The 26,013-nt window shown below is 61.0% G+C and carries 21 protein-coding genes; 11 read left to right on the plus strand and 10 right to left on the minus strand.

Annotated elements, in window-relative coordinates; translation table 11 throughout:
* Window positions 1-32: 32 nt before the first annotated feature.
* The 7 genes from BLP99_RS03990 to BLP99_RS04025 form a co-directional block, all read right to left on the minus strand.
* Window positions 33-1,181 carry an iron-containing alcohol dehydrogenase gene (locus BLP99_RS03990; RefSeq protein WP_072389655.1) on the minus strand — a complete coding sequence of 383 codons (1,149 nt, stop codon included), beginning with the start codon at window positions 1,179-1,181 and terminating at the stop codon, window positions 33-35.
* Between the two features lie 202 nt (window positions 1,182-1,383).
* Window positions 1,384-2,208, minus strand: a complete 825-nt coding sequence (locus BLP99_RS03995) for an ABC transporter permease (RefSeq protein ID WP_072389658.1) — start codon at window positions 2,206-2,208, stop codon at window positions 1,384-1,386.
* Window positions 2,209-2,220: 12 nt separating this feature from the next.
* Window positions 2,221-3,468, minus strand: a complete 1,248-nt coding sequence (locus BLP99_RS04000; RefSeq protein WP_072389660.1) for an ABC transporter permease — start codon at window positions 3,466-3,468, stop codon at window positions 2,221-2,223.
* 202 nt (window positions 3,469-3,670) lie between these two features.
* Window positions 3,671-4,714 carry an ABC transporter substrate-binding protein gene (locus tag BLP99_RS04005; protein WP_072431965.1) on the minus strand — a complete coding sequence of 348 codons (1,044 nt, stop codon included), beginning with the start codon at window positions 4,712-4,714 and terminating at the stop codon, window positions 3,671-3,673.
* Between the two features lie 49 nt (window positions 4,715-4,763).
* Window positions 4,764-5,888 (minus strand): ABC transporter ATP-binding protein, encoded by a 1,125-nt coding sequence (locus BLP99_RS04010; protein WP_072389664.1) that lies wholly within the window; start codon window positions 5,886-5,888, stop codon window positions 4,764-4,766.
* Between the two features lie 341 nt (window positions 5,889-6,229).
* A complete protein-coding gene (locus BLP99_RS04020) occupies window positions 6,230-6,859 on the minus strand; it encodes a response regulator (protein ID WP_072389670.1) in 630 nt (209 codons plus the stop codon).
* A 115-nt stretch (window positions 6,860-6,974) separates the two neighbouring features.
* Window positions 6,975-9,371, minus strand: a complete 2,397-nt coding sequence (locus BLP99_RS04025) for a PAS domain-containing sensor histidine kinase (protein ID WP_092179806.1) — start codon at window positions 9,369-9,371, stop codon at window positions 6,975-6,977.
* Window positions 9,372-9,445: 74 nt separating this feature from the next.
* Between BLP99_RS04025 and BLP99_RS04030 the strand changes: the two genes are divergently transcribed.
* Window positions 9,446-10,438, plus strand: coding sequence for an alpha/beta hydrolase family protein (locus tag BLP99_RS04030; protein WP_092179808.1), 993 nt, complete (start codon window positions 9,446-9,448; stop codon window positions 10,436-10,438).
* Between the two features lie 15 nt (window positions 10,439-10,453).
* Here the strand turns inward: BLP99_RS04030 and BLP99_RS04035 are convergent, their stop codons facing one another.
* From BLP99_RS04035 to BLP99_RS04045, 3 genes are read right to left on the minus strand one after another with little or no spacing between them, the layout of a single operon-like run.
* Entirely contained in the window at window positions 10,454-11,221 is a 768-nt protein-coding gene (locus tag BLP99_RS04035; protein WP_072389689.1) for a TerB family tellurite resistance protein, read from the minus strand.
* Window position 11,222: 1 nt separating this feature from the next.
* On the minus strand, window positions 11,223-11,894 hold the full coding sequence (murU, locus tag BLP99_RS04040) for an N-acetylmuramate alpha-1-phosphate uridylyltransferase MurU (RefSeq protein WP_072389692.1): 672 nt from the start codon (window positions 11,892-11,894) through the stop codon (window positions 11,223-11,225).
* Window positions 11,891-12,916 carry an aminoglycoside phosphotransferase family protein gene (locus tag BLP99_RS04045; protein ID WP_072389695.1) on the minus strand — a complete coding sequence of 342 codons (1,026 nt, stop codon included), beginning with the start codon at window positions 12,914-12,916 and terminating at the stop codon, window positions 11,891-11,893. Before BLP99_RS04045 ends, murU begins: the two co-directional genes overlap by 4 nt.
* A 130-nt stretch (window positions 12,917-13,046) precedes the next feature.
* Here BLP99_RS04045 and BLP99_RS04050 point away from each other — a divergent pair, with 130 nt between their 5' ends.
* The 10 genes from BLP99_RS04050 (at window position 13,047) to BLP99_RS04095 (ending at window position 25,990) form a co-directional block, all read left to right on the plus strand.
* Window positions 13,047-15,845, plus strand: a complete 2,799-nt coding sequence (locus tag BLP99_RS04050; RefSeq protein ID WP_072389698.1) for an LPS-assembly protein LptD — start codon at window positions 13,047-13,049, stop codon at window positions 15,843-15,845.
* The gene (gene surA, locus BLP99_RS04055; protein WP_143007929.1) at window positions 15,826-17,142 is read left to right on the plus strand and encodes a peptidylprolyl isomerase SurA; all 1,317 of its coding nucleotides are present in this window, start codon (window positions 15,826-15,828) and stop codon (window positions 17,140-17,142) included. Before BLP99_RS04050 ends, surA begins: the two co-directional genes overlap by 20 nt.
* Window positions 17,139-18,128: a 4-hydroxythreonine-4-phosphate dehydrogenase PdxA gene (gene pdxA / locus BLP99_RS04060; protein ID WP_092179810.1), complete on the plus strand. Its 990-nt coding sequence runs from the start codon at window positions 17,139-17,141 to the stop codon at window positions 18,126-18,128. The genes surA and pdxA overlap by 4 nt, the downstream gene beginning before the upstream one ends.
* On the plus strand, window positions 18,125-18,943 hold the full coding sequence (gene rsmA, locus BLP99_RS04065) for a 16S rRNA (adenine(1518)-N(6)/adenine(1519)-N(6))-dimethyltransferase RsmA (RefSeq protein WP_072389708.1): 819 nt from the start codon (window positions 18,125-18,127) through the stop codon (window positions 18,941-18,943). The genes pdxA and rsmA overlap by 4 nt, the downstream gene beginning before the upstream one ends.
* A 259-nt stretch (window positions 18,944-19,202) precedes the next feature.
* Entirely contained in the window at window positions 19,203-19,583 is a 381-nt protein-coding gene (apaG, locus tag BLP99_RS04070; protein ID WP_072389711.1) for a Co2+/Mg2+ efflux protein ApaG, read from the plus strand.
* Complete coding sequence (locus tag BLP99_RS04075) at window positions 19,583-20,458, plus strand: symmetrical bis(5'-nucleosyl)-tetraphosphatase (RefSeq protein WP_072389714.1); 876 nt, start codon at window positions 19,583-19,585, stop codon at window positions 20,456-20,458. Before apaG ends, BLP99_RS04075 begins: the two co-directional genes overlap by 1 nt.
* Window positions 20,459-20,491: 33 nt before the next feature.
* Entirely contained in the window at window positions 20,492-20,821 is a 330-nt protein-coding gene (glpE, locus tag BLP99_RS04080; protein ID WP_072389717.1) for a thiosulfate sulfurtransferase GlpE, read from the plus strand.
* 299 nt (window positions 20,822-21,120) lie between these two features.
* Window positions 21,121-23,043 (plus strand): PrkA family serine protein kinase, encoded by a 1,923-nt coding sequence (locus tag BLP99_RS04085; protein WP_072389720.1) that lies wholly within the window; start codon window positions 21,121-21,123, stop codon window positions 23,041-23,043.
* Window positions 23,044-23,156: 113 nt separating this feature from the next.
* Window positions 23,157-24,428, plus strand: a complete 1,272-nt coding sequence (locus tag BLP99_RS04090) for a YeaH/YhbH family protein (protein ID WP_072389725.1) — start codon at window positions 23,157-23,159, stop codon at window positions 24,426-24,428.
* The gene (locus BLP99_RS04095; RefSeq protein WP_072431958.1) at window positions 24,425-25,990 is read left to right on the plus strand and encodes a SpoVR family protein; all 1,566 of its coding nucleotides are present in this window, start codon (window positions 24,425-24,427) and stop codon (window positions 25,988-25,990) included. Before BLP99_RS04090 ends, BLP99_RS04095 begins: the two co-directional genes overlap by 4 nt.
* Window positions 25,991-26,013 lie beyond the last annotated feature (23 nt).

A 26,013-nucleotide genomic window follows, 5' to 3' on the forward strand; every position in this document is an offset into this window, starting at 1 on the left:
TCAAGATTTGGCGCGCCCACCGTGGCCGACGATCAATACGCCGCCAGGTAGATCTTCTCGATATCGGCGGCGCTCAACCTGCGCGGGTTGTTTCGCATCAGCCGCTCGATGCCCGCGGCCTCCGCCGCCATCGAGGGGATCACATCCTCGGTCACGCCCAATCCGCTGAGTCCCTGGGGGATCTCCACGGCGGCACACAAGGCGATCATCGCCTCCACGGCTTCGTCGGCAGCTTCGAGATCGCTCAGGTGTTCGGTCCTGATGCCCATGGCCTGGGCGATGTCCCGCATCCGCTCGACGCAGGCCACCTTGTTCCATGCCATGACATACGGCAGCAGCAAGGCATTGGCGACGCCATGGGACACATGGAAACGGCCGCCCAAGGGATAGGCCAGCGCATGCACCGCTCCGACCCCGGCATTGCCGAACGCCATGCCGGCCATCAGGCTGGCGGTAGCCATGTCTTCACGGGCTTGCAGGTGGGAAGGATTACAGAAGGCCTTGGGCAACGCCCGGGTGATCAGCTTGATAGCTCCGATGGCCAGGGCATCGGTGATCGGCGAGGCGTTGAGGGACAGATACGACTCGATGGCGTGGACCAGCGCATCGACACCACTGGAAGCGGTCACGCTGCGCGGGCACGTGAGGGTCATCTGCGGGCTGACCAGCGCCACGTCCGGCAGCAGGTAGTCGCTGACGATCCCTTTCTTCAATTGAGCGGCCTTGTCGGAAAGGATCGCCACGTTGGTGACTTCCGAACCGGTACCGGCCGTGGTGGGGATGGCGATCATGGGCGGGCCTTTGCGCGGTACCTGGTCGACGCCGAACATGTCCTCCAGTTCGCCGTGATAACCGGCATAGACTCCCACGCACTTAGCGATGTCGATGGCGCTGCCGCCGCCCAGCCCGATCAAGCCGTCATGGCCGCCGTCGCGATAGGCCTGCATGCAGTCTTTGACAATGGCGATTTCCGGGTCCGGCAGCACCCGGTCGAAAATCTCGTAGTCCCGCCCGCCCAGATGCTGCAGCGCCAGCTCCACGGTACCGGACTTGACCAGTGCGGCGTCGGTGACGATCAATGGGTTGTCGACATCCAGCCGTGTCAGCTCGGCCGCCAGTTGCTCGATGGCAGCGGCACCGGTGATCAGTTTGTGGGCGATCTTGAATGAGGAAAGACTCATGTGCGCGGCCTCTTGTTCGAGTGTGGGCTGGCACAAGGATAGCTCGGTATTGAGGGTTGTCTGCCATTCAGCTCATGAATACGCCTCGGGTCGCTGTGGGAGCGAGCTTGCTCGCGATAGCGCACTGACATTCAGCATCGATATTGAATGTTCCACCGCTATCGCGAGCAAGCTCGCTCCCACATTTAAACAACGCTGACCTTCAGACCTGGGTCGTGCGCAGCTTCTCGCTACGCCCGCGCAGCCATTCCAGGGTCAGCAGCAGGATCACCGAGAAGGCAATCAGCAGCGTCGCCGCCGCGGCAATGGTAGGGCTGAGGTTTTCGCGGATGCCGCTGAACATCTGCCGCGGCAGTGTCGCTTGCTCGGGGCCGGCCAGGAACAGGGTCACCACCACTTCATCGAACGACGTCGCGAAAGCGAACAGCGCACCGGAGATAACGCCTGGGGCGATCAACGGCAGCGTCACCCGACGAAACGCCGTCAAAGGCGAAGCCCCAAGACTGGCTGCCGCCCGCACCAGGTTATGGTTGAACCCCTGCAAGGTCGCCGAGACGGTAATGATGACGAACGGTACGCCCAGCACCGCGTGAACCACGATCAGCGAGAAGAAACTGTTCCCCATCCCCAACGGTGCGAAAAACAGATAGCTGGCGACACCGATGATCACCACCGGCACCACCATGGGCGAAATCACCAGGGCCATTACCAGCGACTTGCCCGGGAAGTCCCCGCGGGTCAGGCCAATGGCTGCCAGCGTGCCGAAGACCATGGCCAGCAGTGTCGCGGCCGGCGCCACGATGATGCTGTTCTTCAGTGCCCGCATCCATTCGGCCGAGGCGAAGAAATCGTGGTACCACTGCAGCGAAAAGCCCTGCAACGGATACACCAGGAAACTGCCGGAGTTGAACGACAACGGAACGATCACCAGCACGGGCAGGATCAGGAACAGCAGGATCAGTCCGCAGAGTGTGCGCAAGCAGTAGAACCACACCCGTTCGACGGGGGACATGTAAGGACTAAGCATTTCGATCTCCCCTTAGCTCAGGCGCAGGCGACTGGCGCCCACCAGCCAGCTGTAAATCAGATAAAGCACGATGGTCGCCAGCAACAGCAGCCCACCGAGCGCCGTGGCCATGCCCCAGTTGATGCTGGTGTTGGTATAGAACGCAACGAAGTAGCTGACCATCTGGTCGTTCGGGCTGCCCAGCAACGCCGGGGTGATGTAGTAGCCGATGGCGAGGATGAACACCAGCAGGCAACCAGCACCGACACCGGCATAGGTCTGCGGGAAATACACCCGCCAGAAACTGGCGAACGGATGGCAGCCCAGGGAAATCGCCGCCCGCATGTAGGTTGGCGAGATGCCTTTCATCACGCTGTAGATGGGCAGGATCATGAACGGCAGCAGGATGTGGACCATGGAGATGTAGACACCGGTGCGGTTGAACACCAGCTCCAGGGGCTTATCGATAATGCCCATGGCCAGCAGGGCACTGTTGATCAGGCCGCCCGATTGCAATAGCACGATCCACGCCGCCACTCGCACCAGGATCGAAGTCCAGAACGGCAGGAGCACGAGGATCATCAGCAGGTTGCTCTGGCGCGATGGCAGGTTCGCCAGCAGGTAAGCAAGGGGATAGGCCAGCACCAGGCAGATCGCAGTGATCACCAGGCCCATCCAGAACGTGCGGGCGAAGATATCGAGATAGATCGCCTGGTCGGGCGTAGCCGGCGCCAGTTCACCGAGGTCATCGATGCGGTGATCGACGGCCGCCAGCAGATAATAAGGGGTTACTTCACTGGTGTTGCGACGGATCACCTGCCAGTACGCCGGATCGCCCCAGCGCTCGTCGAGGTTTTCCAACGCCTCTTTATAAGAAGCCGGCTCCGTGGCGAACGGCAACGCCCGGGCGGTCTTGGTCAGCAGGCTGCGATAGCCGGCCAGTTCCATGTTCAGGCGCTTGGACAAATCGCCCAGGGTCTGATTCTTGCGGGCTTCGGCCAGGTCTTCACTGGCGGCCTTGTACACCGGTTCTCCAGGCAGACCACGTCCATCCCACGCCGCGACCGCAGCCACGGTACGCGGCATGGCGCCCACCACCTCCGGGTTGCTGACGCTTTTGAACAACAGCGCCACGATCGGTACCAGGAACACCAGGAGCAGAAACAGAACCAGCGGCGCGATCAAGGCCTGGGCCTTCCAGCGATTGACCCGCTCGGCGTGCTTGAGCCGCTGCTTCAAGGTGGGACTGGTGCCTGCGTTCAGTGGAACGGCGATGGCCATGGCGTACTCCGCAAATCTTCTTGATCGTTACAGGGGCGACGGACCGCCTCTGTTCTGTTGAAACACCCGGTTGGAGCAAGAACCTGCGGGAGTGAGCTCGCTCGCGATGGCTACAGCACATTCAACATTAATGTGTCTGACAAAACGCTATCGCGAGCAAGCTCGATCCCACATGGATCTCATTCAGCCTCAGACAGTCGGGTTACTTGGCCGCCCAGGAGTTGAAACGCTGCTCCAGTTGCTCGCCGTTATCAGCCCAGAAGCTGACATCGATCTGCACCTGGTTGGCGATGTTTTCCGGGGTGGTCGGCATGTCTTTCAGGACATCCTTGGCCAGCAACGGTACGGCCTGGGTATTGGCAGGGCCGTAGGCGATGTTTTCGGAGTAAGTCTTCTGCTGCTGCGGTGCCACCGAGAACGCGATGAACTTCTTCGCCGCTTCAGCCCGAGCCTTGTCCAGGCCACGCGGGATGGCCCAGGCGTCGAAGTCATAGATGCCGCCGTTCCACACCACTTTCAGGTTGCTTTCTTTCTGTACCGCAGCGATCCGGCCGTTGTAGGCCGAGCTCATGACCACGTCACCGGAGGCCAGGTATTGCGGCGGCTGGGCGCCGGCTTCCCACCACTGGATGTTCGGCTTGAGTTCGTCGAGCTTCTTGAACGCCCGATCCTGGCCATCTTTGCCGGCCAGCACCTTGTAGACGTCCTTGGGCGCTACACCGTCGGCCATCAAAGCGAATTCCAGGGTGTATTTGGCGCCCTTGCGCAGACCGCGCTTGCCCGGGAACTGCTTGGTATCCCAGAAATCCGCCCAGCTGGTTGGCGCGGTTTTCAGCTTGTCGGCGTTGTAGGCCAGTACCGTCGACCAGACAAAGAAACCTACGCCGCAAGGCTGGATGGCGCCCTTGACGTAATCTTCGGCCTTGCCGAACAGCGCCGGGTCCAGTTGCTCGAACATGTCTTCGTCGCAACCACGGGACAGCTCCGGAGACTCGACTTCCACCAGGTCCCACGAGACGCTCTTGGTATCGACCATGGCCTTGACCTTGGCCATCTCGCCGTTGTATTCGCCAGCCACGATCTTGCCGTTGCCAGCCGCTTCCCACGGTGCGTAAAAGGCTTTGACCTGAGCCGCCTTGTTCGCCCCGCCAAAAGACACCACGGTCAGGTCCGGGCCCGCCGCCATCGCGTTTGCCGCACCCATCATGCCCAGAGTCAGGGCGGTGAACTTCAGGGATCTCAACATTTATTGTTCTCTCCACGTGCAGGGTTGGTGTTGGTAAAGCAGGGGGCGATCAATTCGCCTCTAGAAGAGGATCGAGCGCACGTACGTGCTCGACCTGCCAGCCAAGCGGAACCACGTCTCCAACCGCCAGCTCGGGATCGAGCTCGGCGATCGGTTGCTTCACGAAGAAGTCGTTCTTGCCGCAGACCTCCAGGCGAACCCGGACGTGGTCGCCCAGATAGATGAATTCCGCCACCCTCCCTGAGAAGCGGTTGACACATTGTTCGCTTGCGCCGTTGAGGCTCACTCGCTCCGGGCGAATCGACAGGGTCACCGGTTCGCCGGGCTTGCCGACATTCACCGCCAGCGCCTCGACCTTCTCCCCGCGCCCCAGCTCTACCAGGCAACGATCGCCGGTCTGGCTGTGCAAGCGGCCACTGAGGCGGTTGTTTTCGCCGATGAAGTTGGCGACAAAGGTATTTTTCGGTTCTTCATAAAGGGTGCGCGGTGGCGCGATCTGCTGGATCTCGCCCTGGTGGAATACCGCCACGCGGTCGGACATGGTCAAGGCCTCGCCCTGGTCATGGGTCACGTAGACCACAGTCACGCCCAGACGCTGGTGCAGATGCTTGATTTCCATCTGCATGTGCTCACGCAATTGCTTGTCCAGCGCACCGAGGGGTTCGTCCATCAGCACCAGCTGCGGCTCGAACACCAGGGCCCGGGCCAAGGCCACCCGCTGCTGCTGGCCACCGGATAATTGCGCCGGGTAACGCTGGGCGAACGTATCCAGCTGGACCATGCTCAAGACCCGCTTGACCCGATCGCTCACGTCGCTTTTGTTCAAGCCACGCACGGTCAACGGGAACGCCAGGTTCTCGGCGACGGTCATGTGGGGGAACAGCGCATAGTTCTGGAACACCATGCCGATGTCGCGCTTATGGGGCGGCACATTGTTGATGGCGCGCCCGGCCAGCTGGATCTCGCCGGCGGTCGGTGTTTCGAACCCGGCGAGCATCATCAGGCTGGTGGTCTTGCCCGAGCCGGACGGTCCGAGCAGGGTCAGGAACTCGCCTTTGCGAATGTCCAGGTTGAGATCCTTGACGATCAGGTTCTCGCCATCGTAGCTCTTCTGCACACCACGAAAGCTGACCAGTACATCACTGGTCCCCGCGCTTGAATCGACCTGGCTCATACCCGCACCTTTTGTATTGATGACTGCTTGTAAATCAAGCCTAGTGGAGCCTCGATCCCACGCAAATCGGGGCGCAGGAGAGAATCGCCTCAGCCGGATGGAAGAGTCGGGGTAGGGATCGCCCTACAAGGATGGCGGGATTGGATAAGGGCAGCGGCACGTTTCAAGCGGCGAGCGGCAGGCAGGGGCAAAAAGCGCTGTTGGGGTGTGTCGCAAATGGATATGCCGAGGAAAAAACCTGTGGGAGCGAGCTTGATCGCGATAGGGAAGTGTCAGCCGACATCAGTCCTGAATGTGCCGCCGTCATCGCGAGCAAGCTCCCACAGAGGACGTGCTGAAGCTCAGAGCAACTTGTGCTCCATCGCATACTTCACCAGCTCGGCCAATGAAGTGACGTTGAGCTTCTGCATCAATCGCGCCTTGTGGGTACTGATGGTCTTGCTGCTCAGGGCCAGTTGCTGGGCGATGTCGTTGACGTTGGCCCCCTGGGCCAGGCGCTCGAACACCGAGAATTCCCGTTCGGACAGCAGCGAGTGCAGCGGCCGGGTGTTGGTCAGGCCGACTTCGAAAACCATGCGGTCGGCCAGATCCGGGTCGATGTAGCGCCCGCCCGCCGCCACCTTGCGAATCGCCATGAGCAGCAAGGCCGGGTCGCTGTCCTTGGTGGCGTAGCCGGCAGCCCCGATCTTCAGGGCCCGGGCGGCCATTTGCGCCTCGTCGTGCATCGACAGGACCAGGATGGCCGGCGGATTGTTCAACGCGCGAATCCGCGGAATCGCCTCCAGGCCGTTGACCCCAGGCATGGAGATGTCCAGCAGTACCACCTCACAGGGCACATGCCGCAAGGTCTCGAGCAACTGCTCGCCGTTGCTCGCCTCTCCGGCCACCACCAGGTCCTTTGCCAGGCCGATCAATTGCTTGATGCCTTCACGGACAATGGTGTGGTCTTCGGCTACCAGTACACGGATCACGTTCTTCTCCAGATTCAGGATTCACCGCCAGCAGGCTCGCTCCCGCGAGGTCATGCGTACATCTCGTCGATTCGGGAGCGAGCCGGCTCACAAAAGGCCTGCCAGGCCGAAACCATCAAGTTTCATTCAACGGCACTCGCACCGACAGGGTCGTCCCCTCCCCCGGCTCACTCTCCAGGGATAACCGCCCCCCCATGATCAACACCCGCTCCCGCATGCCAACCAGGCCAAAGGAGGTCGTTCGTCCGGCAGTGACAATGAATCCTACACCGTCATCGCTGATGGTCAGGCACAATTCATCGCCTTCCCGAGCCAGGGTCAGTTCCACGGTATGCGCCTGGGCATGGCGCATCACGTTGGTCAGCGCTTCCTGGAGAATCCGGAACAGTCCGATGGCCTTGGCATCGCTCAGGGGCGGCAGGTTGTCCGGCACCTGCACCAGGCAAGGGATCTGGGTTCGCGCTTCGAAGCGCCGCGCCTGCCATTCGATGGCAGAGGCGATGCCGGCGTCTAGAATGGGCGGACGCAGCGCCGTCGCCACATCCCGCACCAGCTGGAACAACTGGGCAATCAGGCGCTTCATGCTGTTGAGGCGCTCCTGCAGGCCGGAGTCGAGCTGCGCATAGGCCAGCTCGCACATGGACGTCTCGAGCTTCAATACCGTCAGCATCTGGCCCAGTTCATCGTGGACTTCACGGGCGATCCGGGCCTTCTCCTCCTCCCGCACACTTTCCAGGTGCGCCGACAATTCGCGCAGTTGCTCCCGGGAACTGGCCAGCTCCAACTCGATGCGCTTGCTTTCAGTGATGTCCCAGACGATGCCGTCCCAGACATAGGCGCCGTCCTCGAGACGACGGGTGATGGCCTTGATCTCGGCCCAGCGCTCACGGCCTTCGCGGGTCAGGATACGGCCCTGCCACGACCAGTCACTGTCACTGTCCAGGGCCTGGTCCTGGGTGCGGTGATAATCGGCCTTGTCCTGCGGGTGCACCAGGCTGCGCAAGCCGGTGTCACTGCGCGCAAGGGTCGCGGGGGAGTAACCCACCAGGCTTTCGCTGCCTTCACTGATGTAGGCGAAATCGATCTGCCCGGTCACGGGCGCTCGCTCCAGGCGAAAGACCAGGCCCGGCACGTTGGCGGCGATACCTTGCAGGCGTGCTTCGCTTTCACGCAACGCCGCCAGCGCACGCCGGCGCTCGGTGACGTCGGTGAGGTAGACCACCAGGTACTCGGCGTCGCGAAAGCGCAGGAAGCTCAAGGAAACGTCCGCCGGCAGGATACTGCCATCGGCCCGCACGCATTCGGTTTCGAAACTCTGCGCCCCCTCCTCGCTGGACCTGGCGCGTTTCCACAGGTTGAGCCAGCGGTCCATATGCAGGCCCGGCTCGAAATCGATCAAGGGCCGGTCGATGATCGCCCCTGGCGCATAGCCGAGCATGGTTTCAGCCGCGCGGTTGGCATAACGCACGTGGCTGTCCCAGTTGACCCAGAGGATGCCCACCGTGCTTTGGTCGATGGAAAACTGTGTCAGGCGCAAGGCTTCTTCGCTGGCGGCACGCTGGGCGATGTCTTCGCGCGCGCTACGCAGGCGGCGTTCCAGTTGCCGTTGCTGGCGACGCTGCCAGAACACGATGGCCACACTGCTCAGCAACATGACCAGCATCAACAGCGTCAGGTTCTGCCAGAAACCCGGGGTCTCGGTCAGGCGTGGATACTTGGGCTTGAGCCAGCGACTGTGCAACTGCTCCAGGTCCCTGGCCGGAATGGCCTGCAGCACGTTGTCGACGATGCCGGCCAGTTGCGGCCAATCCCGGCGCGTGGCGACCCGTAGCAGCTGCGGCAGGCCGATATCCCCCACCACCACCAGCCCGGCGAATTCCGGCTCCACCATCAACCGCCCCAGCTCGGCCTCGTCGACCACTGCGTAACGGGCCTGTTGGCTCAACAGCAGCTGCAAGGCCTGGCGCTCCATCGGCACGCCTTGCAGATTCAGCATCGGGTAGTTGCCACGAAGATAGTCAGCCGTGGCACTGGGCATGCGTACGGCGACCCGGGCCTGGGCATCGAGCTTTTCCAGCTCCACCCCTTCGGCTCCCTTCTGTTCGCCAACGATCAGTTGCGGCACGCGCATGTAGGGGTCGGAAAACTGCCAGAGCCTGAGCCCACCGGGCGTCTGGGTCAGGCCCGGGGCAATATCCACCTGGCCGTCGCGCACTGCCGCCTCCAGTTGCGCCAGGTCCTGGAAGTTTCGCCAGGTCAGTTCGACGTTCATCGCCTTGCCCAGCCACTGCATCAGCTCGACGTTGGTCCCGGACAGACGCTGCAGGCGCCGGTCGTACTGCGCATAGGGCGCCTGCAGCACCAGCCCGACACGCAACTGCGGATGTTGCGCCAGCCATTGACGCTGTTCCTGGGTCAATTGCGCGCCATGCGTCGATGGCGCGGGCGCGGCCCACGCCATCAAGGGGAGCCACAAACAGCCGATAACCCACAGGCAGCAAAAACGCATCATTGAAATCTCATGCACTGACAAATACTGACCAACCCATTAGGCTGCCGGAAATACTTCTGGTCATGGAATCTCCAATGTCCTTTGTTTACCGCCTGGCATTGCCAGCATTGTGCCTGTCGCTGATCCTGCCGAGTGCGTTTTCTGCACAGGCTGACGAAACGGCGCCCGCCGCAGCGGATCAACCCGCCGGGAAAAAAACCCTCGAACGCCAACCGTTGCTGGAGCGTAGCCAGGAAGAAGCGGCGGCTCTTGGACGAAAAGTCCCACCACAGGAACAGCAGCAGCTTCAAACCGGCAACGACACCTTCCTGGCTCTCTGGAAACCAGCCAACACCAGCGAACCCAAGGGTGCAGTCATCATAGTCCCCGGCGCTGGCGAAACAGCTGACTGGCCTCAAGTCATTGGCCCTTTGCGCAAGAAATTGCCGGATGTCGAATGGAGCAGCCTGAGTATCACGCTGCCAGACTTGCAAAGCGATGTCATCGCACCACGGGCGGTGGAAACACCAGCCGAGACCAAACCAGCCGATACGGCCGCCGCCGCACCGGACGCCGCCACGGCGGCCCCGATCGAACAGGTGGCGGGTGGCGAGGCGGACGCTGTCGACCCGGTCATGACCGATACGGGCGACGAGCACGACAAGGTCGACGCCGAACGCATCTTCGCCCGCATCGATGCGGCGCTGGCCTATGCCGAGCAGCAGAGCGCTCGCAGTATCGTGCTACTGGGCCACGGCAGCGGAGCTTATTGGGCAGCGCGCTACCTCAGCGAAAAACAGCCTTCGCAGATAGAACGTTTCGTGATGGTTGCCGCGCAGACGCCGGTGACCGCCAAACCCGGGCTGGCCGAACTGACGCCGACGCTGAAACTGGCCACAGCCGACTTCTTCTATCTGGACAAACCCTTGGACCGCAACGCGGCGCTGGAACGCTTGCAGGCGAGCAAACGCTTGAAAGGCTCGACGTTCAGTCAGGTGTCTCTCAAGGCCTTGCCCAATGCATCGGCACAGCAAGAGCAGCTGTTTCGTCGAGTTCGGGGTTGGCTCAATCCACAGAATCCCGACTGAGCCCCGTCAGGGAGCCTAGCGGAAGTCCCGTCGCTCCCTGATCAGCCGATAGGCGTTATGCAGGTCTCGGGTCTTGTCGGTGGCTTCGCGCACCTGCAAGGGCGTCCCACCGCTGCCGGCAATCTTGTCTGGATGATGTCGGCTCAGCAGACGACGGTAAGCCCGCTTGATCTGGGACGGCTCGCTGGTGGGCGAAACCCCCAGCAGGCGCAACGCTTCCTGGTAGCTCACGCCACTGCCGGGCAAGGCTGGTTTCTGCGGTTCGTAATCAACCGCCAGTGCCTGGACCTGTTGCGGTGTCCAACCCAGCCATTTGCCCCATTGAACCAGCAACTCGCGCTCGCTCGTCCCTGCGCGACCGTCAGCCCAGACCATTCGCCAGCAGGCTCGCAGCACGCCTTCAGCCGCATGGGGCTGGGCAGCGAGGCGACGCAGGTAGCCACGCAGACGGTCGTTCCCGGACTTGCCTCGATTGAACGCGGCGATGGCTCGGCGCTGGGCCGATTCGCTCAAGTCCAGCGCACGCATTTCCTGGCGCGCCTGCTGAATATGGCCATCGACCACTCGGCCATCAATCTTCGCCAGACGCCCCAGCAGGACAAACAATAGTTCATCGTTGCGTAACGCCGGACGCCCGCCCAGGCGCTCGCGCAGCTGCGCCCAGCCGTGCAGGTTCAGACGCCTGTCCAGCGCCTGTCCCAGCAATGCCCCCAGCATGGCCCCCGGAATGCTGGCTATGGCAAAGCCCGCTCCGGCTCCGATCAGAGTCCCTGGCCACCACATATCAACGGCTCGCTTCTATCAAGGTTTCGACTTGCGCCAAACGTTCATGAGTTCCAACATCGACCCACTGCCCTTGCAGGCGCTCGCCGCTGACCTGCCCCAGGGCCATGGCCTGTCGGAACAGCGGGGCGAGCTTGAACGCGCCATCCGAGCACCCCTTGAACAGCAAGGGATGCAGGACAGCAATGCCGCTATAAGTCAGTTTGTCGGCAGCCGCGCCGTCATCGTGAATCTTTCCGTGGAGCAGGACAAAATCACCACCCGGATGATGCTCGGGGTTGTCCACCAGCACCAGATGCGCCAAGCCTTGAAGCGGCCGGCGCAAGGCGCTGAAATCGAAATCGGTCCATATATCGCCATTGACCACCACGAACGGCTCGTCCCCCAGCAGCGGTAACGCCCGGAAGATGCCACCACCGGTCTCCAGCGGCTCACCCTCTGGCGAATAACGAATCCGCACGCCAAAACGCGAACCGTCGCCCAGGTGGTCCTCGATCTGCTGACCGAGCCAGGCGTGATTGATCACGATGTCGGTGAAGCCGGCGCTGGCCAGCGCCCGCAGATGGTATTCGATCAAGGGGACACCGCCGACACGAACCAACGGTTTGGGGGTGGTCAGGGTCAGCGGGCGCATGCGTTCCCCCTTGCCCGCCGCCAGGATCATCGCCTTCATGCCATCGCCCCGGCCGGTTGTCGCAGGCTCGAAAGCAGTTCACCCAACGGCGCCAGTTCGGGTCGGCGGGCGACCACTGCATCTATATAGGCAAAGAAGCGCGGCACATCGCCCAGGTAGCGAGGCTTGCCGTCGCGATGGCAGATGCGAGCAAAGATCCCGATGACCTTCAGATGGCGCTGAACCCCCATCAGGTCGCTGGCCCGCAGGAAATCCTCGATATCCGGCTGGACCGCAATGCCAAGTGCCGCAGCCTGGCGCCAGTAGTCTTCCAGCCAACCGCGCACGCGCTCCTCGGGCCAGCTCAGGAACGCATCCTTGAACAGGCAGGTCACGTCGTAGGTCACCGGACCGTAGACCGCATCCTGGAAGTCCAGCACGCCCGGGTTCGGTTCGCTGAGCATCAGGTTGCGTGGCATATAGTCGCGGTGTACCAACACTTTCGGCTGGGCCAGGGCGCTGTCGATCAGCAGCTCGCTGGCCTGCTGCCAGAGCTGCTGCTGTGCCGGATCGAACTCAATCCCCAGTTCACGCTTGACGTACCACTCGGGGAACAACTCGAGTTCGCGACGCAGCAGTGCGACGTCGTAGGAGGGCAGTGGCGCCACCATCGGCAATTGCTGAAAAGCCAGCAGGGCTTGCAGGGCGTCACGGAATAAATCGTCGGCATTTTCGCCATCGATCACGTCCAGATAGGTCCGGTTGCCCAGGTCATTGAGCAAAAGAAAGCCTCGCGCGAGGTCTTCGGCATAAATTTTCGGCACGTTGATTCCGGATTTCGCCAGCAAAAACGCAATGTCCACGAAGGGTTTGCAGTTTTCCTGGGGGGGCGGCGCATCCATCACGATCAGGCTGCGGCCCTCGCCTTCCCAGCGGAAATAGCGACGGAAACTCGCGTCGCTGCTGGCCGCGGTCAATGTGGCCGGGGGCACGGTGCCCCAACCCTGTGCGGCAAAAAGGATCGGGAGTTGCTCATCGAGCCAAACTTTCAGGTGTTGCAGGCGTACATCTTGGTCGGGCATTGCAAGGGTCTCCGACGGCGCTAGCCGTCAAGCGGGTCATGCTTTATTATCCAGCATCTTTTTCAGACCATCGAGAGGCGTGCGGCCCACACCGCGGGCAGATGGCACGCAGGAAGCCCGGACTAATAAGATGGCATTGAAATCCCCCGCGTTTCGTAAAAAATTCCCGTTGCTGGTTACCGGCAGTCTGCTGGCCCTGCAACCCCTGGCCTCTTCATTCGTCGTCGCGGCGCAGCAGTATGACTGCTCCGTCTCCGCAACGGGTGCCTGGGACTGTTCGCCCAAGACGCCGGCCGCAGCCTTGCCGCCACGTCCAGTGCACGACGGCAGTGCGGTTTCCGACAGCAGCGAAGCCCCGGCCGGGAGCACCTCGGTCGAAGAAGCCGGCGACCAGCCGATGCTGGTCACCGAGGCCAAGGGCCGCGGCCTGAAGTCCCGCAGTGAAGACTACAGCCACCTGGACTGGGTTCCACGGGAGAACCTCACACCTGCGCAACTGGCCGAAACCGGTCCTTACTGCTCGGGCGCCTATATCGAGCCGACGCGTCCCGGCATGAACGACAAGACGGCCAAGAGCGATGCCCCGACCTTCCTCGGTGCCAAGGCTTCCCGCTACGAGCAGGAACAACAGGTGGCGACCCTGGCCGGCGACGTGGTCATGCGCCAGGGCAGCATGCAGGTCGAGGCCGACGAAGCCAGCCTGTACCAGGCGGAGAACCGCGGTGAGCTGAGCGGTAACGTGCGGGTTCGCGACAACGGCGCGCTGATCGTCGGCGACCACGCCGATGTCCAGCTGGACACCGGCGAAGCCAAGGTCGACAACGCCGAATACGTGATGCACAAGTCGCGTATCCGCGGTAACGCCCTGTACGCCAAGCGCGCCGAAAACGCGATCATCCGTCTCAAGGACGGTACGTACACTACCTGTGAACCGAACAGCAACGCCTGGACGCTGAAGGGCAACAACATCACCCTGAACCCGGCGACCGGCTTCGGTACCGCGACCAACGTAACGCTGCGGGTCAAGGACTTCCCGGTCCTGTACACCCCCTACATCTATTTCCCGATCGACGACCGACGCCAGTCCGGCTTCCTGCCACCCACCATCGGCAGCGGCAGCGATACTGGCTTCCTGTTGGTCACTCCGTACTACTTCAACCTGGCGCCGAACTACGATGCCACGTTGTACCCGCGCTACATGAGCAAGCGTGGCCTGTTGATGGAAGGCGAATTCCGTTACCTGACCAAGTCCAGCGAAGGTCAGTTCGGTGCCGCGTACCTCAACGATGAAGAAGACGAGCGCGCCAAGCAGTCCGATTACAGCAAGACCCGCTACATGTACAACTGGCAGCACAAGGGCGGCCTCGATTCGCGCGTGCTGACGGAAGTCGACTACACCAAGATCAGCGATCCGTATTACTTCCAGGATCTGCAGACCGACCAGATCGGCGTCGAGTCCAGGGATTACGTGAACCAGCAGGGTGCGGTCAGCTACCGTGGGGATAACTTCACGGCACGGGTGAATGCCCAGGCCTACCAGATGGCGACGATCTCGAAGATCACACCGTACAACCGCCTGCCTCAGATCACCTTCAACGGCACTCTGCCGCAACATCCGTACGGGCTGGATTTCGCCTACAAGACGGAACTGGTGCGGTTTGATCGTGACTTGAGGGATGGCCTCTACAGTGATGAGGATGGGCTCACGACGCCGTGGCTGGATACTCGCGTATGGGGCCTGGCCCGCGCAAACGGCAACCGCATGAACCTGGCCCCGGTCGTCAGCCTGCCGATGAATGCCAGCTACGGCTACATCAAGCCATCGCTCAAGTATCAATACACGCAGTACGACCTCGACCTGGACGGTGAAGGCAAGGCGGATATCGCCTCGCAGTCAGCCGAACAGGACCGTCTGCGAGGCACCTATAGCAGCAACCAGAGCCGCGGCGTTCCTATCGCCAGCATCGACAGCGGGCTGTACTTCGACCGCGACACCCAGTGGTTCGGCACCAATTATCGCCAGACCCTGGAACCACGCCTGTTCTACCTCTACGTACCGGAGAAGGACCAGAGCGACATTCCAGTGTTCGACACCAGTGAGTCGACCTTCAGCTATTCCTCGCTGTTCCGGGATAATCGCTTTACCGGTTCCGACCGTGTCGGTGACGAGAACAAGCTGTCCCTGGGCGTGACCAGCCGCTGGATCGAAGAGAACGGTTTCGAGCGCCAGCGGATCAGTGTCGGCCAGGCCCTGTACTTCAAGGACCGTGAAGTCCAGTTGCCAGGCATCGACTTCAAGACCCGCGAAGACGCCAAGTCGGACGTATCCCCGTATGCGCTGGAATACGAATACCGCTGGAACCGCGACTGGCGCACCACCGCCACCTACAACTGGGACCCGGACACCCACAGCCCGCGCTCGGGTAGTGCGATGTTCCACTACCAGCCGGAAGACAACCCGAACAAGGTCATCAACGCCGGTTATCGTTATCGCAACGACCAGGTCCGTTACGACGAGGCCACCGGTCAGTGGCAAGTGGGGGGTGGCGACTACGGTACGCCGGGCACACCTGGCTACGTGAAGGACTACTACAAGATCAAGCAGCACGACTTCTCCGTCATCTGGCCTGTCGTGCCGCAATGGAACCTCATCAGCCGCTGGCAATATGACTACAACCGCAACCGTACCCTGGAAGCCTTCGGTGGTTTCGAATACGACAATTGCTGCTGGAAACTGCGCCTGATCAACCGTTACTGGGTCGACTATGAAGAATTCAGTCAAGCCGCCCCGGAAAACGAAAAAGGCGACCACGGCGTCTTCCTACAAATTGTCCTGAAGGGACTCGGCGGCCTCACCGGCGCCAAGGTAGAGAGCTTCCTCGACAAAGGCATCCAAGGTTATCGTGAACGTGAAGACCAAGCTTTCTGATTGTCTGCGCCCGCTGATGCTGGGCGCGCTGTTCCTGGGTACCGCGGCCAACGCCGCGGTACAGTCCATCGATAAAGTGGTGGCCATTGTCGATAACGATGTGGTCATGCAGAGCCAACTGGACCAGCGCGTCCATGAAGTGCAGCAAACCATCGCCAAGCGCGGCGGCGGCCTGCCGCCACCGGGCGTGCTGGACCAGCAGGTGCTCGAGCGCCTGATCGTCGAGAACCTGCAACTGCAGATCGGCGAACGCTCTGGCATTCGCATCACCGATGAAGAGCTGAACCAGGCAGTCGGCACCATTGCCCAGCGCAACAACATGACCATCGACCAGTTCCGTGCGGCCCTGGCTCGTGACGGCCTTTCCTACGAGGATGCCCGGGACCAGATCCGTCGCGAGATGATCATCAGCCGCGTACGTCAGCGCCGGGTGGCCGAACGTATCCAGGTTTCGGAGCAGGAAGTGAAGAACTTCCTGGCTTCCGACCTGGGCAAGATGCAGCTCTCCGAAGAGCTGCACCTGGCCAATATTCTGATTCCCACACCTGAAAGCGCCAACTCCGAGGCGATCCAGAGCGCCTATCGCCAGGCCATGGATGTCTACCAGCAGCTCAAGCAAGGAGCAGACTTCGGCCAGATGGCCGTCGCCCGCTCCGGTAGCGAAAACGCCCTGGAAGGTGGTGACATGGGCTGGCGCAAGGCCGCTCAACTGCCACCGCCGTTCGACCGCGAACTGAGCGCCATGGCCGTGGGCGATATCACCCAGCCTGCTCGCACCCCTGGTGGCTTCATCATCCTGAAGCTGCTGGAGAAACGCGGCGGCGGCACCCAAGTCCGCGACGAAGTGCACGTTCGCCACATCCTGATCAAGCCAAGTGAAATCCGCAGCGAAGCCGAGACCCAGCGCCTGGCCGAGAAGCTCTACGACCGCATCGAAGCGGGCGAGGACTTCGCCGAACTGGCGAAGAGCTTTTCGGAAGACCCGGGTTCCGCCCTCAACGGTGGCGATCTGAACTGGGTCGATCCGAACGCACTGGTGCCGGAGTTCCGCCAGGTCATGGCCGAAACGCCGCAAGGCCAGCTGTCCAAGCCATTCAAGAGCCCTTATGGCTGGCATGTACTGGAAGTCCTTGGCCGTCGCGCCACCGACAGCACTACCCAGGCACGCGAACAGCAGGCGATGACGGTATTGCGTAACCGCAAATACGACGAAGAACTGCAGACCTGGCTACGTCAGATCCGCGATGAAGCCTACGTCGAGATCAAACTTCCTGGTGCAGACCAGGCAGCGCAGTGAAACCCAAGCGTTTCGCGCTGACGCCCGGCGAGCCTGCCGGCATCGGTCCCGACCTGTGCCTGCTGCTCGCTGCGCATCCCCAGCCTCATCCGCTGATTGCCATTACCAGCCGCGACCTGCTCCTCGAACGGGCCGCGCAGCTGGGCGTGGCCATCAAGCTGCTCGAGGTCCTGCCGAACGCCTGGCCGGACACGCCAGCACCGGCTGGCAGCCTGTATGTCTGGGATACGCCGTTGGGCGCCCCGGTCGTCACCGGGCAACTGGACAAGGCCAACGCCGGGTTCGTCCTGCAGACCCTGACCCGCGCCGCCCAAGGCTGCCTGGACGGAACGTTTGGCGGCATGATCACCGCACCAGTGCACAAGGGCGTGATCAACGAATCAGGTATCGCCTTTTCCGGACACACCGAGTTCCTCGCTGACCTGACCCATACTCCACAGGTGGTGATGATGCTCGCCACCCGTGGCCTGCGCGTCGCCCTGGTGACCACGCACCTGCCCCTGCGGGACGTGGCCGACGCCATCACCCCGGAACGCCTGGAGCGTGTCACACGAATCCTCCATGCAGACCTGCAAGAGAAATTCGGTATCGCTCATCCTCGCATCCTGGTGTGCGGACTCAACCCCCATGCCGGTGAAGGCGGGCATCTGGGCCGTGAAGAAATCGATATCATCGAACCCACATTGGAGCGCTTGCGCAGCGAAGGCATTGACCTGCATGGCCCGCTGCCCGCCGACACTCTGTTTACCCCCAAATATCTGGAGCACTGCGATGCGGTGCTGGCGATGTACCACGATCAGGGGCTGCCCGTGCTGAAGTACAAGGGCTTCGGCGCTGCGGTCAACGTGACCCTGGGCCTGCCGATCATCCGCACCTCCGTGGACCACGGTACAGCCCTGGACCTGGCCGGCAGCGGCCGGATCGACACCGGCAGCCTGCAAGTCGCACTGGAAACCGCCTACCAGATGGCCGAGACCCATTTATGACCGAGCAATACCAACACCGCGCGCGCAAGCGCTTCGGCCAGAACTTCCTGCATGACGCCGGCGTGATCGATCGCATCCTGCGCTCCATCAATGCCAAGCCCGACGACCGCATGCTGGAAATCGGCCCAGGCCAGGGCGCCTTGACCGAAGGCCTGCTTGGCAGCGGCGCGCAGCTGGACGTGGTGGAACTGGACAAGGACCTGGTTCCGATTCTCAACCAGCAATTTGCCGGCAAGAGCAATTTCAACCTGCACCAGGGCGACGCGCTGAAGTTCGACTTCAATAGCCTCAACGCCGCGCCGAACAGCCTGCGTGTCGTGGGGAACCTGCCGTACAACATCTCCACACCCTTGATTTTCCACCTGCTGAACAATGCCGGCCTGATCCGCGACATGCACTTCATGCTGCAGAAAGAAGTGGTCGAACGCCTTGCCGCCGGTCCTGGCGGCGGTGATTGGGGTCGCCTGTCGATCATGGTCCAGTACCATTGCCGGGTCGAACACCTGTTCAACGTCGGCCCCGGGGCCTTCAATCCGCCACCGAAAGTCGATTCGGCCATTGTCCGCCTGGTTCCTCACGCGGTCCTGCCGCATCCGGCCAAGGATCATCGCCTGCTCGAGCGCGTGGTACGCGAAGCCTTCAACCAGCGCCGCAAGACGCTGCGCAACACCCTGAAGCTATTGCTCGGCAGCGCCGATATCGAAGCTGCCGGCGTCGACGGCAGCCTGCGCCCCGAACAGCTGGACCTGGCGGCGTTCGTGCGCCTGGCCGACAAGCTCAGCGAACAGGCCGCAGCGAAAGCCGACGCCAACTGACGGGCCAAGGACTTCATCGGGTGGATGCCCTCTGGTTTACCACCCGATATTTGGCCTAGACTGACTCCGTCAGCCGCGCCCGCGCCCCACCTTTCCCAGGGTTCACCCGGGATTCACCGAGTGGCGATAAGGCAAAACAGGCATGAGGCATGGAAGTCCCTTTCGACTTCGACGTCCCAAACGAGCATCCCGAGCCTGTTTTCAACGCAGCGTGAGCGGCGCGCAGGCATTTTCCATACGAAGCCCAAGGCCTTTTTGCATGTCCGATCCTCGTTACCAGGTCGACGTCAGCGTCACCACCCGTTTTCTGGCGGAACAATCGCAACCCGAGCACAACCGCTTCGCCTTCGCCTACAGCATTACGGTGCGCAACAATGGCTCGCTGCCAGCCCGGCTGCTATCCAGGCACTGGATCATTACCGACGGCGATGGACAAGTGGAAGAAGTGCGCGGCGAAGGCGTGGTGGGCCAGCAACCGCTGATCGACGCCGGTAAAACCCACAGCTATACCAGCGGCACCGTGATGACCACCAGGGTGGGCACCATGCAAGGCTCCTATCAGATGCTGGCCGAGGACGGCCAACGCTTCGACGCGATCATCAAGCCCTTCCGCCTGGCGGTGCCCGGAGCGCTGCACTGATGGCTACCTATGCGGTTGGCGATCTGCAAGGCTGCCTCGAACCGCTCAAGTGCCTGCTGGAGCGCGTGGCCTTCGACCCAGGGCGTGACACCCTCTGGCTGGTCGGGGACCTGGTCAACCGCGGCCCGCAATCACTGGAAACCTTGCGCTTTCTCCATGGCATTCGCCAGTCGCTGGTTTGCGTGCTGGGCAATCATGACCTGCACCTGCTGGCCGCCTGGCAGAACATCGAGCGCCTGAAAAAATCCGATACCCTGAAGGAAATTCTCGACGCCCCTGACTGCGTCGAACTGCTGGAGTGGCTGCGTCAGCAAAAACTCATGCACTACGACGAGCAGCGCAACCTGGCGCTGGTGCATGCCGGCATCCCGCCCCAGTGGTCCCTGCGCAAGGCACTCAAATGCGCAGGCGAAGTGGAACAGGCGTTGCGCGACGACAACCTGTTCATCCCTTTCCTGGACGGTATGTACGGCAATGACCCGGTCAAGTGGAACAACGATCTCTCCGGCACCGCCCGCCTCCGGGTCATTACCAACTATTTCACCCGCATGCGCTTCTGCACACAAGACGGCAAGCTCGATCTCAAGAGCAAGGAAGGCATCGAGACCGCGCCGCCCGGCTACGCCCCCTGGTTCAAACACAAAGAGCGCAAGACCCGTAACCTTAAGATCATTTTCGGTCACTGGGCATCGCTAGAAGGACAATGCGACGAGCCAGGCGTGTTCGCCCTCGATACCGGTTGCGTGTGGGGCAGCGCAATGACCTTGATGAATATCGACACGGGCGAGCGACTGCGTTGCGATTGCGACGAGCGGGGCCACGCCAAATCCCATCATCCGGCCACGGCGCCATTGCCGGTCGGCACTGCCGTCTGAGCGGCGCCGCGTTCAAGGCCACAGGAGTCCTACATGACCGAATTCAAACGCATCCAACCAGAACAAGCCCAAGCCCTGCGCGAACAAGGTGCCGTCGTGGTCGACGTCCGCGATGCGGCGACCTTTGCCGCTCTCCATATCAAAGGCTCCCTGCACCTGGACAATCACTCACTGCATGACTTCATCACCCATGCCGATCTCGATGCGCCGCTCGTGGTGGTTTGCTATCACGGCAATTCCAGCCAGAGCGCAGCCGCCTATCTGGTCGGCCAGGGCTTCAGCGATGTCTACAGCCTGGACGGAGGTTTCGAGCTGTGGCGTACGATCTATCCTGCGGAAACGTCGCAAAGCACTTCCGAATAATTTTTTATGTTCGCTCAAGCCCGCGTAATCCGCGGGCTTGAGCGATGGCGGACGAACGGTCTGCCATAACTTATTACGCATTCATCCTGTGCCTCTCCGATTCCGAACTATTCTTAGCCTCAGGCCATCCAAAACAGGGGAGAGCCGGTACACCGGCGCGCGGGTCATCGGGAGTAAGCTTTCAGAAGCCTGCATTCTGGAAGCATTCTGGGGGGTAAACGGCAGCTGGGTTCCCAGCGGCTGGCCAGCATCGACTGATTGATCCGACACCGGCTCCACGTATCGAGCGAGGTGACGTCATGAGTATTTTTAGCCACTTCCAGCAACGTTTCGAGTCCACGCGGCAGGAGGAATACTCGCTGCAGGAATACCTCGAACTCTGCAAGCAGGACCGCAGCGCCTATGCATCGGCTGCGGAGCGTCTGTTGCTGGCCATCGGAGAACCGGAACTGCTGGACACCTCGACCAATTCGAGGCTCTCGCGGATCTTTTCCAACAAGGTGATTCGCCGCTATCCGGCCTTCGAAGACTTCCACGGGATGGAAGAATGCATCGACCAGATCGTGTCCTATTTCCGCCATGCCGCCCAAGGCCTGGAAGAGAAGAAGCAGATTCTCTATCTGCTCGGCCCGGTGGGTGGCGGTAAATCGTCCCTGGCCGAGAAACTCAAGCAACTGATCGAAAAAGTGCCCTTCTATGCCATCAAGGGCTCGCCAGTGTTCGAATCGCCCCTGGGGCTATTCAACGCCACCGAGGACGGCGCGATTCTCGAGGAGGATTTCGGCATCCCACGTCGGTACCTCAACACCATCATGTCGCCATGGGCGACCAAGCGCCTGGCCGAGTTCGGTGGCGATATCAGCCAGTTCCGGGTGGTCAAGCTCTACCCATCGATCCTCAACCAGATCGCGGTGGCCAAGACCGAACCCGGAGATGAAAACAACCAGGACATTTCGGCACTGGTGGGCAAGGTCGATATCCGCAAGCTGGAAGAATTCCCACAGAACGACGCCGACGCCTACAGCTACTCGGGTGCCTTGTGCCGGGCCAACCAGGGCCTGATGGAATTCGTCGAGATGTTCAAGGCGCCGATCAAAGTGCTGCACCCTTTGCTGACCGCCACCCAGGAAGGCAATTACAACAGCACCGAGGGCCTTGGAGCGATTCCGTTCAGCGGCATCCTGCTTGCCCACTCCAACGAGTCGGAATGGCATACCTTCCGCAACAACAAGAACAACGAAGCCTTCATCGACCGGATCTACATCGTCAAGGTGCCGTACTGCCTGCGTGTCACCGATGAGGTGAAGATCTACGACAAGCTGCTGTTCAACAGCTCCCTGTCCAAGGCCCATTGCGCTCCGGACACACTGAAGATGCTGGCGCAGTTCACCGTGCTGTCGCGCCTCAAGGAGCCGGAGAACTCCAACATCTATTCCAAGATGCGGGTGTATGACGGTGAAAACCTCAAGGACACTGATCCGAAGGCCAAGTCGATCCAGGAATACCGTGACAACGCCGGTGTCGACGAAGGGATGAACGGGCTGTCCACACGCTTCGCGTTCAAGATCCTGTCCAAGGTCTTCAACTTCGACCCTCACGAGATTGCCGCCAACCCGGTACACCTGCTGTACGTGCTGGAACAGCAGATCGAGCAGGAACAATTCCAGGCCGAAACCCGTGAGCGCTATCTGCGTTTTCTCAAGGAATACCTGGCGCCGCGTTATATCGAATTCATTGGCAAGGAGATCCAGACCGCTTACCTGGAGTCCTACAGCGAATACGGCCAGAACATCTTCGACCGCTACGTGCTGTACGCAGACTTCTGGATCCAGGACCAGGAATATCGCGATCCGGAAACCGGTGAAATCCTTAACCGCGTTGCGCTCAACGAGGAGTTGGAAAAGATCGAGAAACCCGCTGGCATCAGCAATCCGAAGGATTTCCGCAACGAAATCGTCAACTTCGTGTTGCGCGCCCGGGCCAACAACAACGGCAAGAATCCGACCTGGCTCAGCTATGAAAAGCTGCGAGTGGTCATCGAGAAGAAAATGTTCTCCAACACCGAGGATCTGTTGCCGGTCATCAGCTTCAATGCCAAGGCCAGCAAGGAGGACCAGCAAAAACACAACGACTTCGTCACACGCATGGTTGAACGTGGCTACACAGACAAACAGGTACGACTGCTCTCCGAGTGGTATCTGCGGGTCCGGAAATCGCAGTGAAGCAGTGAAGCAGCGGCAGGCTTCAAGCCACGAGCTGCAGGGGCGCCCTACGCCCTTGCGCTCCCGGCTTGCAGCCTGAAGCTGAGAACTTGAAGCTGCCCGGAGGGCTCCTCATGAGCTACGTGATCGACCGACGCCTCAATGGCAAGAACAAGAGCACGGTGAACCGCCAGCGGTTTCTGCGGCGTTACCGTGACCATATCAAGAAGGCCGTCGAAGAGGCGGTCAGCCGCCGCTCCATTACCGACATGGAGCACGGTGAACAGATCAGCATTCCCGGCCGCGATATCGACGAGCCGGTGCTTCATCATGGGCGCGGCGGCAAGCAGACTGTCGTGCACCCTGGCAACAAGGAATTTACCAGCGGCGAGCATATCCCCCGCCCACCGGGTGGAGGCGGCGGCCGAGGCCCCGGCAAGGCCGGAAACTCGGGCGAAGGCATGGACGAGTTCGTCTTCCAGATCACTCAGGAGGAATTCCTCGAATTCATGTTCGAGGACCTGGAACTGCCGAATCTGGTCAAACGCAACCTGACCGGCACGGACACCTTCAAGACCGTGCGCGCCGGTATCAGCAACGAAGGCAATCCATCGCGGATCAACATCATCCGCACCCTGCGTTCGGCCCACGCCCGGCGCATCGCGCTGTCCGGCAGCAGCAGGACGAAACTGCGGGAGGTGAAGGAAGAACTGGCCCGCTTGAAACGCGAAGAACCCGACAACTTCGGCGATATTCAAGAACTGGAAGCGGAAATCGAGAAACTCAGCGCACGCATTCACCGCGTACCGTTCCTCGACACCTTTGACCTGAAATACAACCTCTTGGTCAAGCAGCCCAATCCCAGCTCCAAGGCGGTGATGTTCTGCCTGATGGACGTTTCCGGCTCCATGACCCAGGCCACCAAGGACATCGCCAAGCGCTTCTTCATCCTCCTGTACCTGTTTCTCAAACGGAACTACGACAAGATCGATGTAGTGTTCATCCGCCACCACACCAGCGCCAGGGAAGTGGATGAAGAGGAGTTCTTCTATTCCAGGGAGACCGGCGGCACCATCGTCTCCAGCGCCCTGAAGCTGATGCAGGAGATCATGGCCGAACGCTACCCGGCCAATGAATGGAACATCTACGCAGCCCAGGCGTCCGACGGTGACAACTGGAACGACGACTCGCCGATCTGCCGTGACATCCTGATCAACCAGATCATGCCGTTCGTCCAGTACTACACCTATGTGGAAATCACCCCGCGGGAGCACCAGGCCCTGTGGTACGAATACGAACGCATCGCCGAAGCCTTTTCCGACACATTTGCCCAACAGCAATTGGTCTCGGCCGGGGATATCTACCCGGTCTTCCGTGAACTCTTCCAGCGCAGGTTAGTGACATGACCGCCAAAAAAGAGCAGAAACGCCAGCCAATCTCCACCGGCTCCGAATGGACGTTCGAGCTGATCCAGGCCTACGACCGCGAAATCAGCCGTATCGCGGATCGTTATGCCCTCGACACCTACCCCAACCAGATCGAGGTGATCACCGCCGAACAGATGATGGACGCCTACGCGTCAGTCGGCATGCCGCTGGGTTATCACCACTGGTCCTACGGCAAGCATTTTCTGAGCACCGAGAAATCCTACACTCGTGGCCAGATGGGGCTGGCCTACGAGATCGTGATCAACTCCGATCCATGCATCGCCTACCTGATGGAAGAAAACACTATCTGCATGCAGGCGCTGGTGGTGGCACACGCCTGCTATGGCCATAACAGCTTCTTCAAGGGCAATTACCTGTTCCGCACGTGGACCGACGCCAGTTCGATCATCGATTACCTGGTGTTCGCCAAGCAGTACATCATGCAATGCGAGGAACGCCATGGCATCGACGCGGTGGAGGACCTCCTGGACTCCTGCCATGCCTTGATGAACTACGGGGTGGATCGCTACAAAAGGCCATATCCGATCTCTGCCGAAGAAGAACGGCGGCGCCAGAAGGACCGCGAAGAACACCTGCAGAAGCAGATCAACGACCTGTGGCGGACCATTCCCAAGGGCGCCGACAAGTACAGCGAGAAGGACAACGCACGCTTCCCGGCCGAACCCCAGGAAAACATTCTCTACTTCATCGAAAAGCACGCACCGCTGCTGGAACCGTGGCAACGGGAAATCGTGCGCATCGTGCGCAAGATTGCCCAGTATTTCTATCCACAGCGCCAGACGCAGGTCATGAACGAAGGCTGGGCCACATTCTGGCACTACACCCTGATGAACGACCTGTACGACGAAGGGCTGGTTACCGACGGCTTCATGATGGAGTTCCTGACTTCTCATACGAGCGTGGTGTTCCAGCCTGGTTTCGACAGCCCCTATTACAGCGGCATCAACCCTTACGCACTGGGCTTTGCCATGTACCGCGATATCCGCCGCATGTGCGAGAACCCCACCGAAGAGGACCGTCGCTGGTTCCCTGAAATTGCCGGTTCGGACTGGCTGTCCACCCTGAAGTTCGCCATGAGCAGCTTCAAGGACGAGAGCTTCATCCTGCAATACCTCTCGCCCAAGGTGATCCGCGACATGAAGCTGTTCAGCATCCTCGATGATGATCAGAAGGATGACCTGGTGGTGCCCGCCATCCACGATGAAAGTGGCTATCGGATCATCCGTGAGACCCTGGCTGCGCAGTACAACCTGGGTAATCGCGAACCCAACGTGCAGATCTACAGCATCGACCGTCGAGGAGACCGCTCGCTGACCCTGCGCCATCAGGCACACAACCGTAAACCGCTGGGCGATTCGACCGATGAAGTGCTCAAGCACCTGCACCGCCTATGGGGCTTCGACATCCACCTGGAAACCCTGCAGGGTGACCAGGTAATGAAAACCCACCACGTACCACCCAGGAGCGAGCAAACCGAGGGGGACTACGGCCGCCTGGACCTGGCTGTCATTCATCTTTGATTTCGTTTTCCACCTCCGAAGAC

This window comes from Pseudomonas sp. NFACC32-1, from assembly GCF_900101215.1.
Classification (GTDB): domain Bacteria; phylum Pseudomonadota; class Gammaproteobacteria; order Pseudomonadales; family Pseudomonadaceae; genus Aquipseudomonas.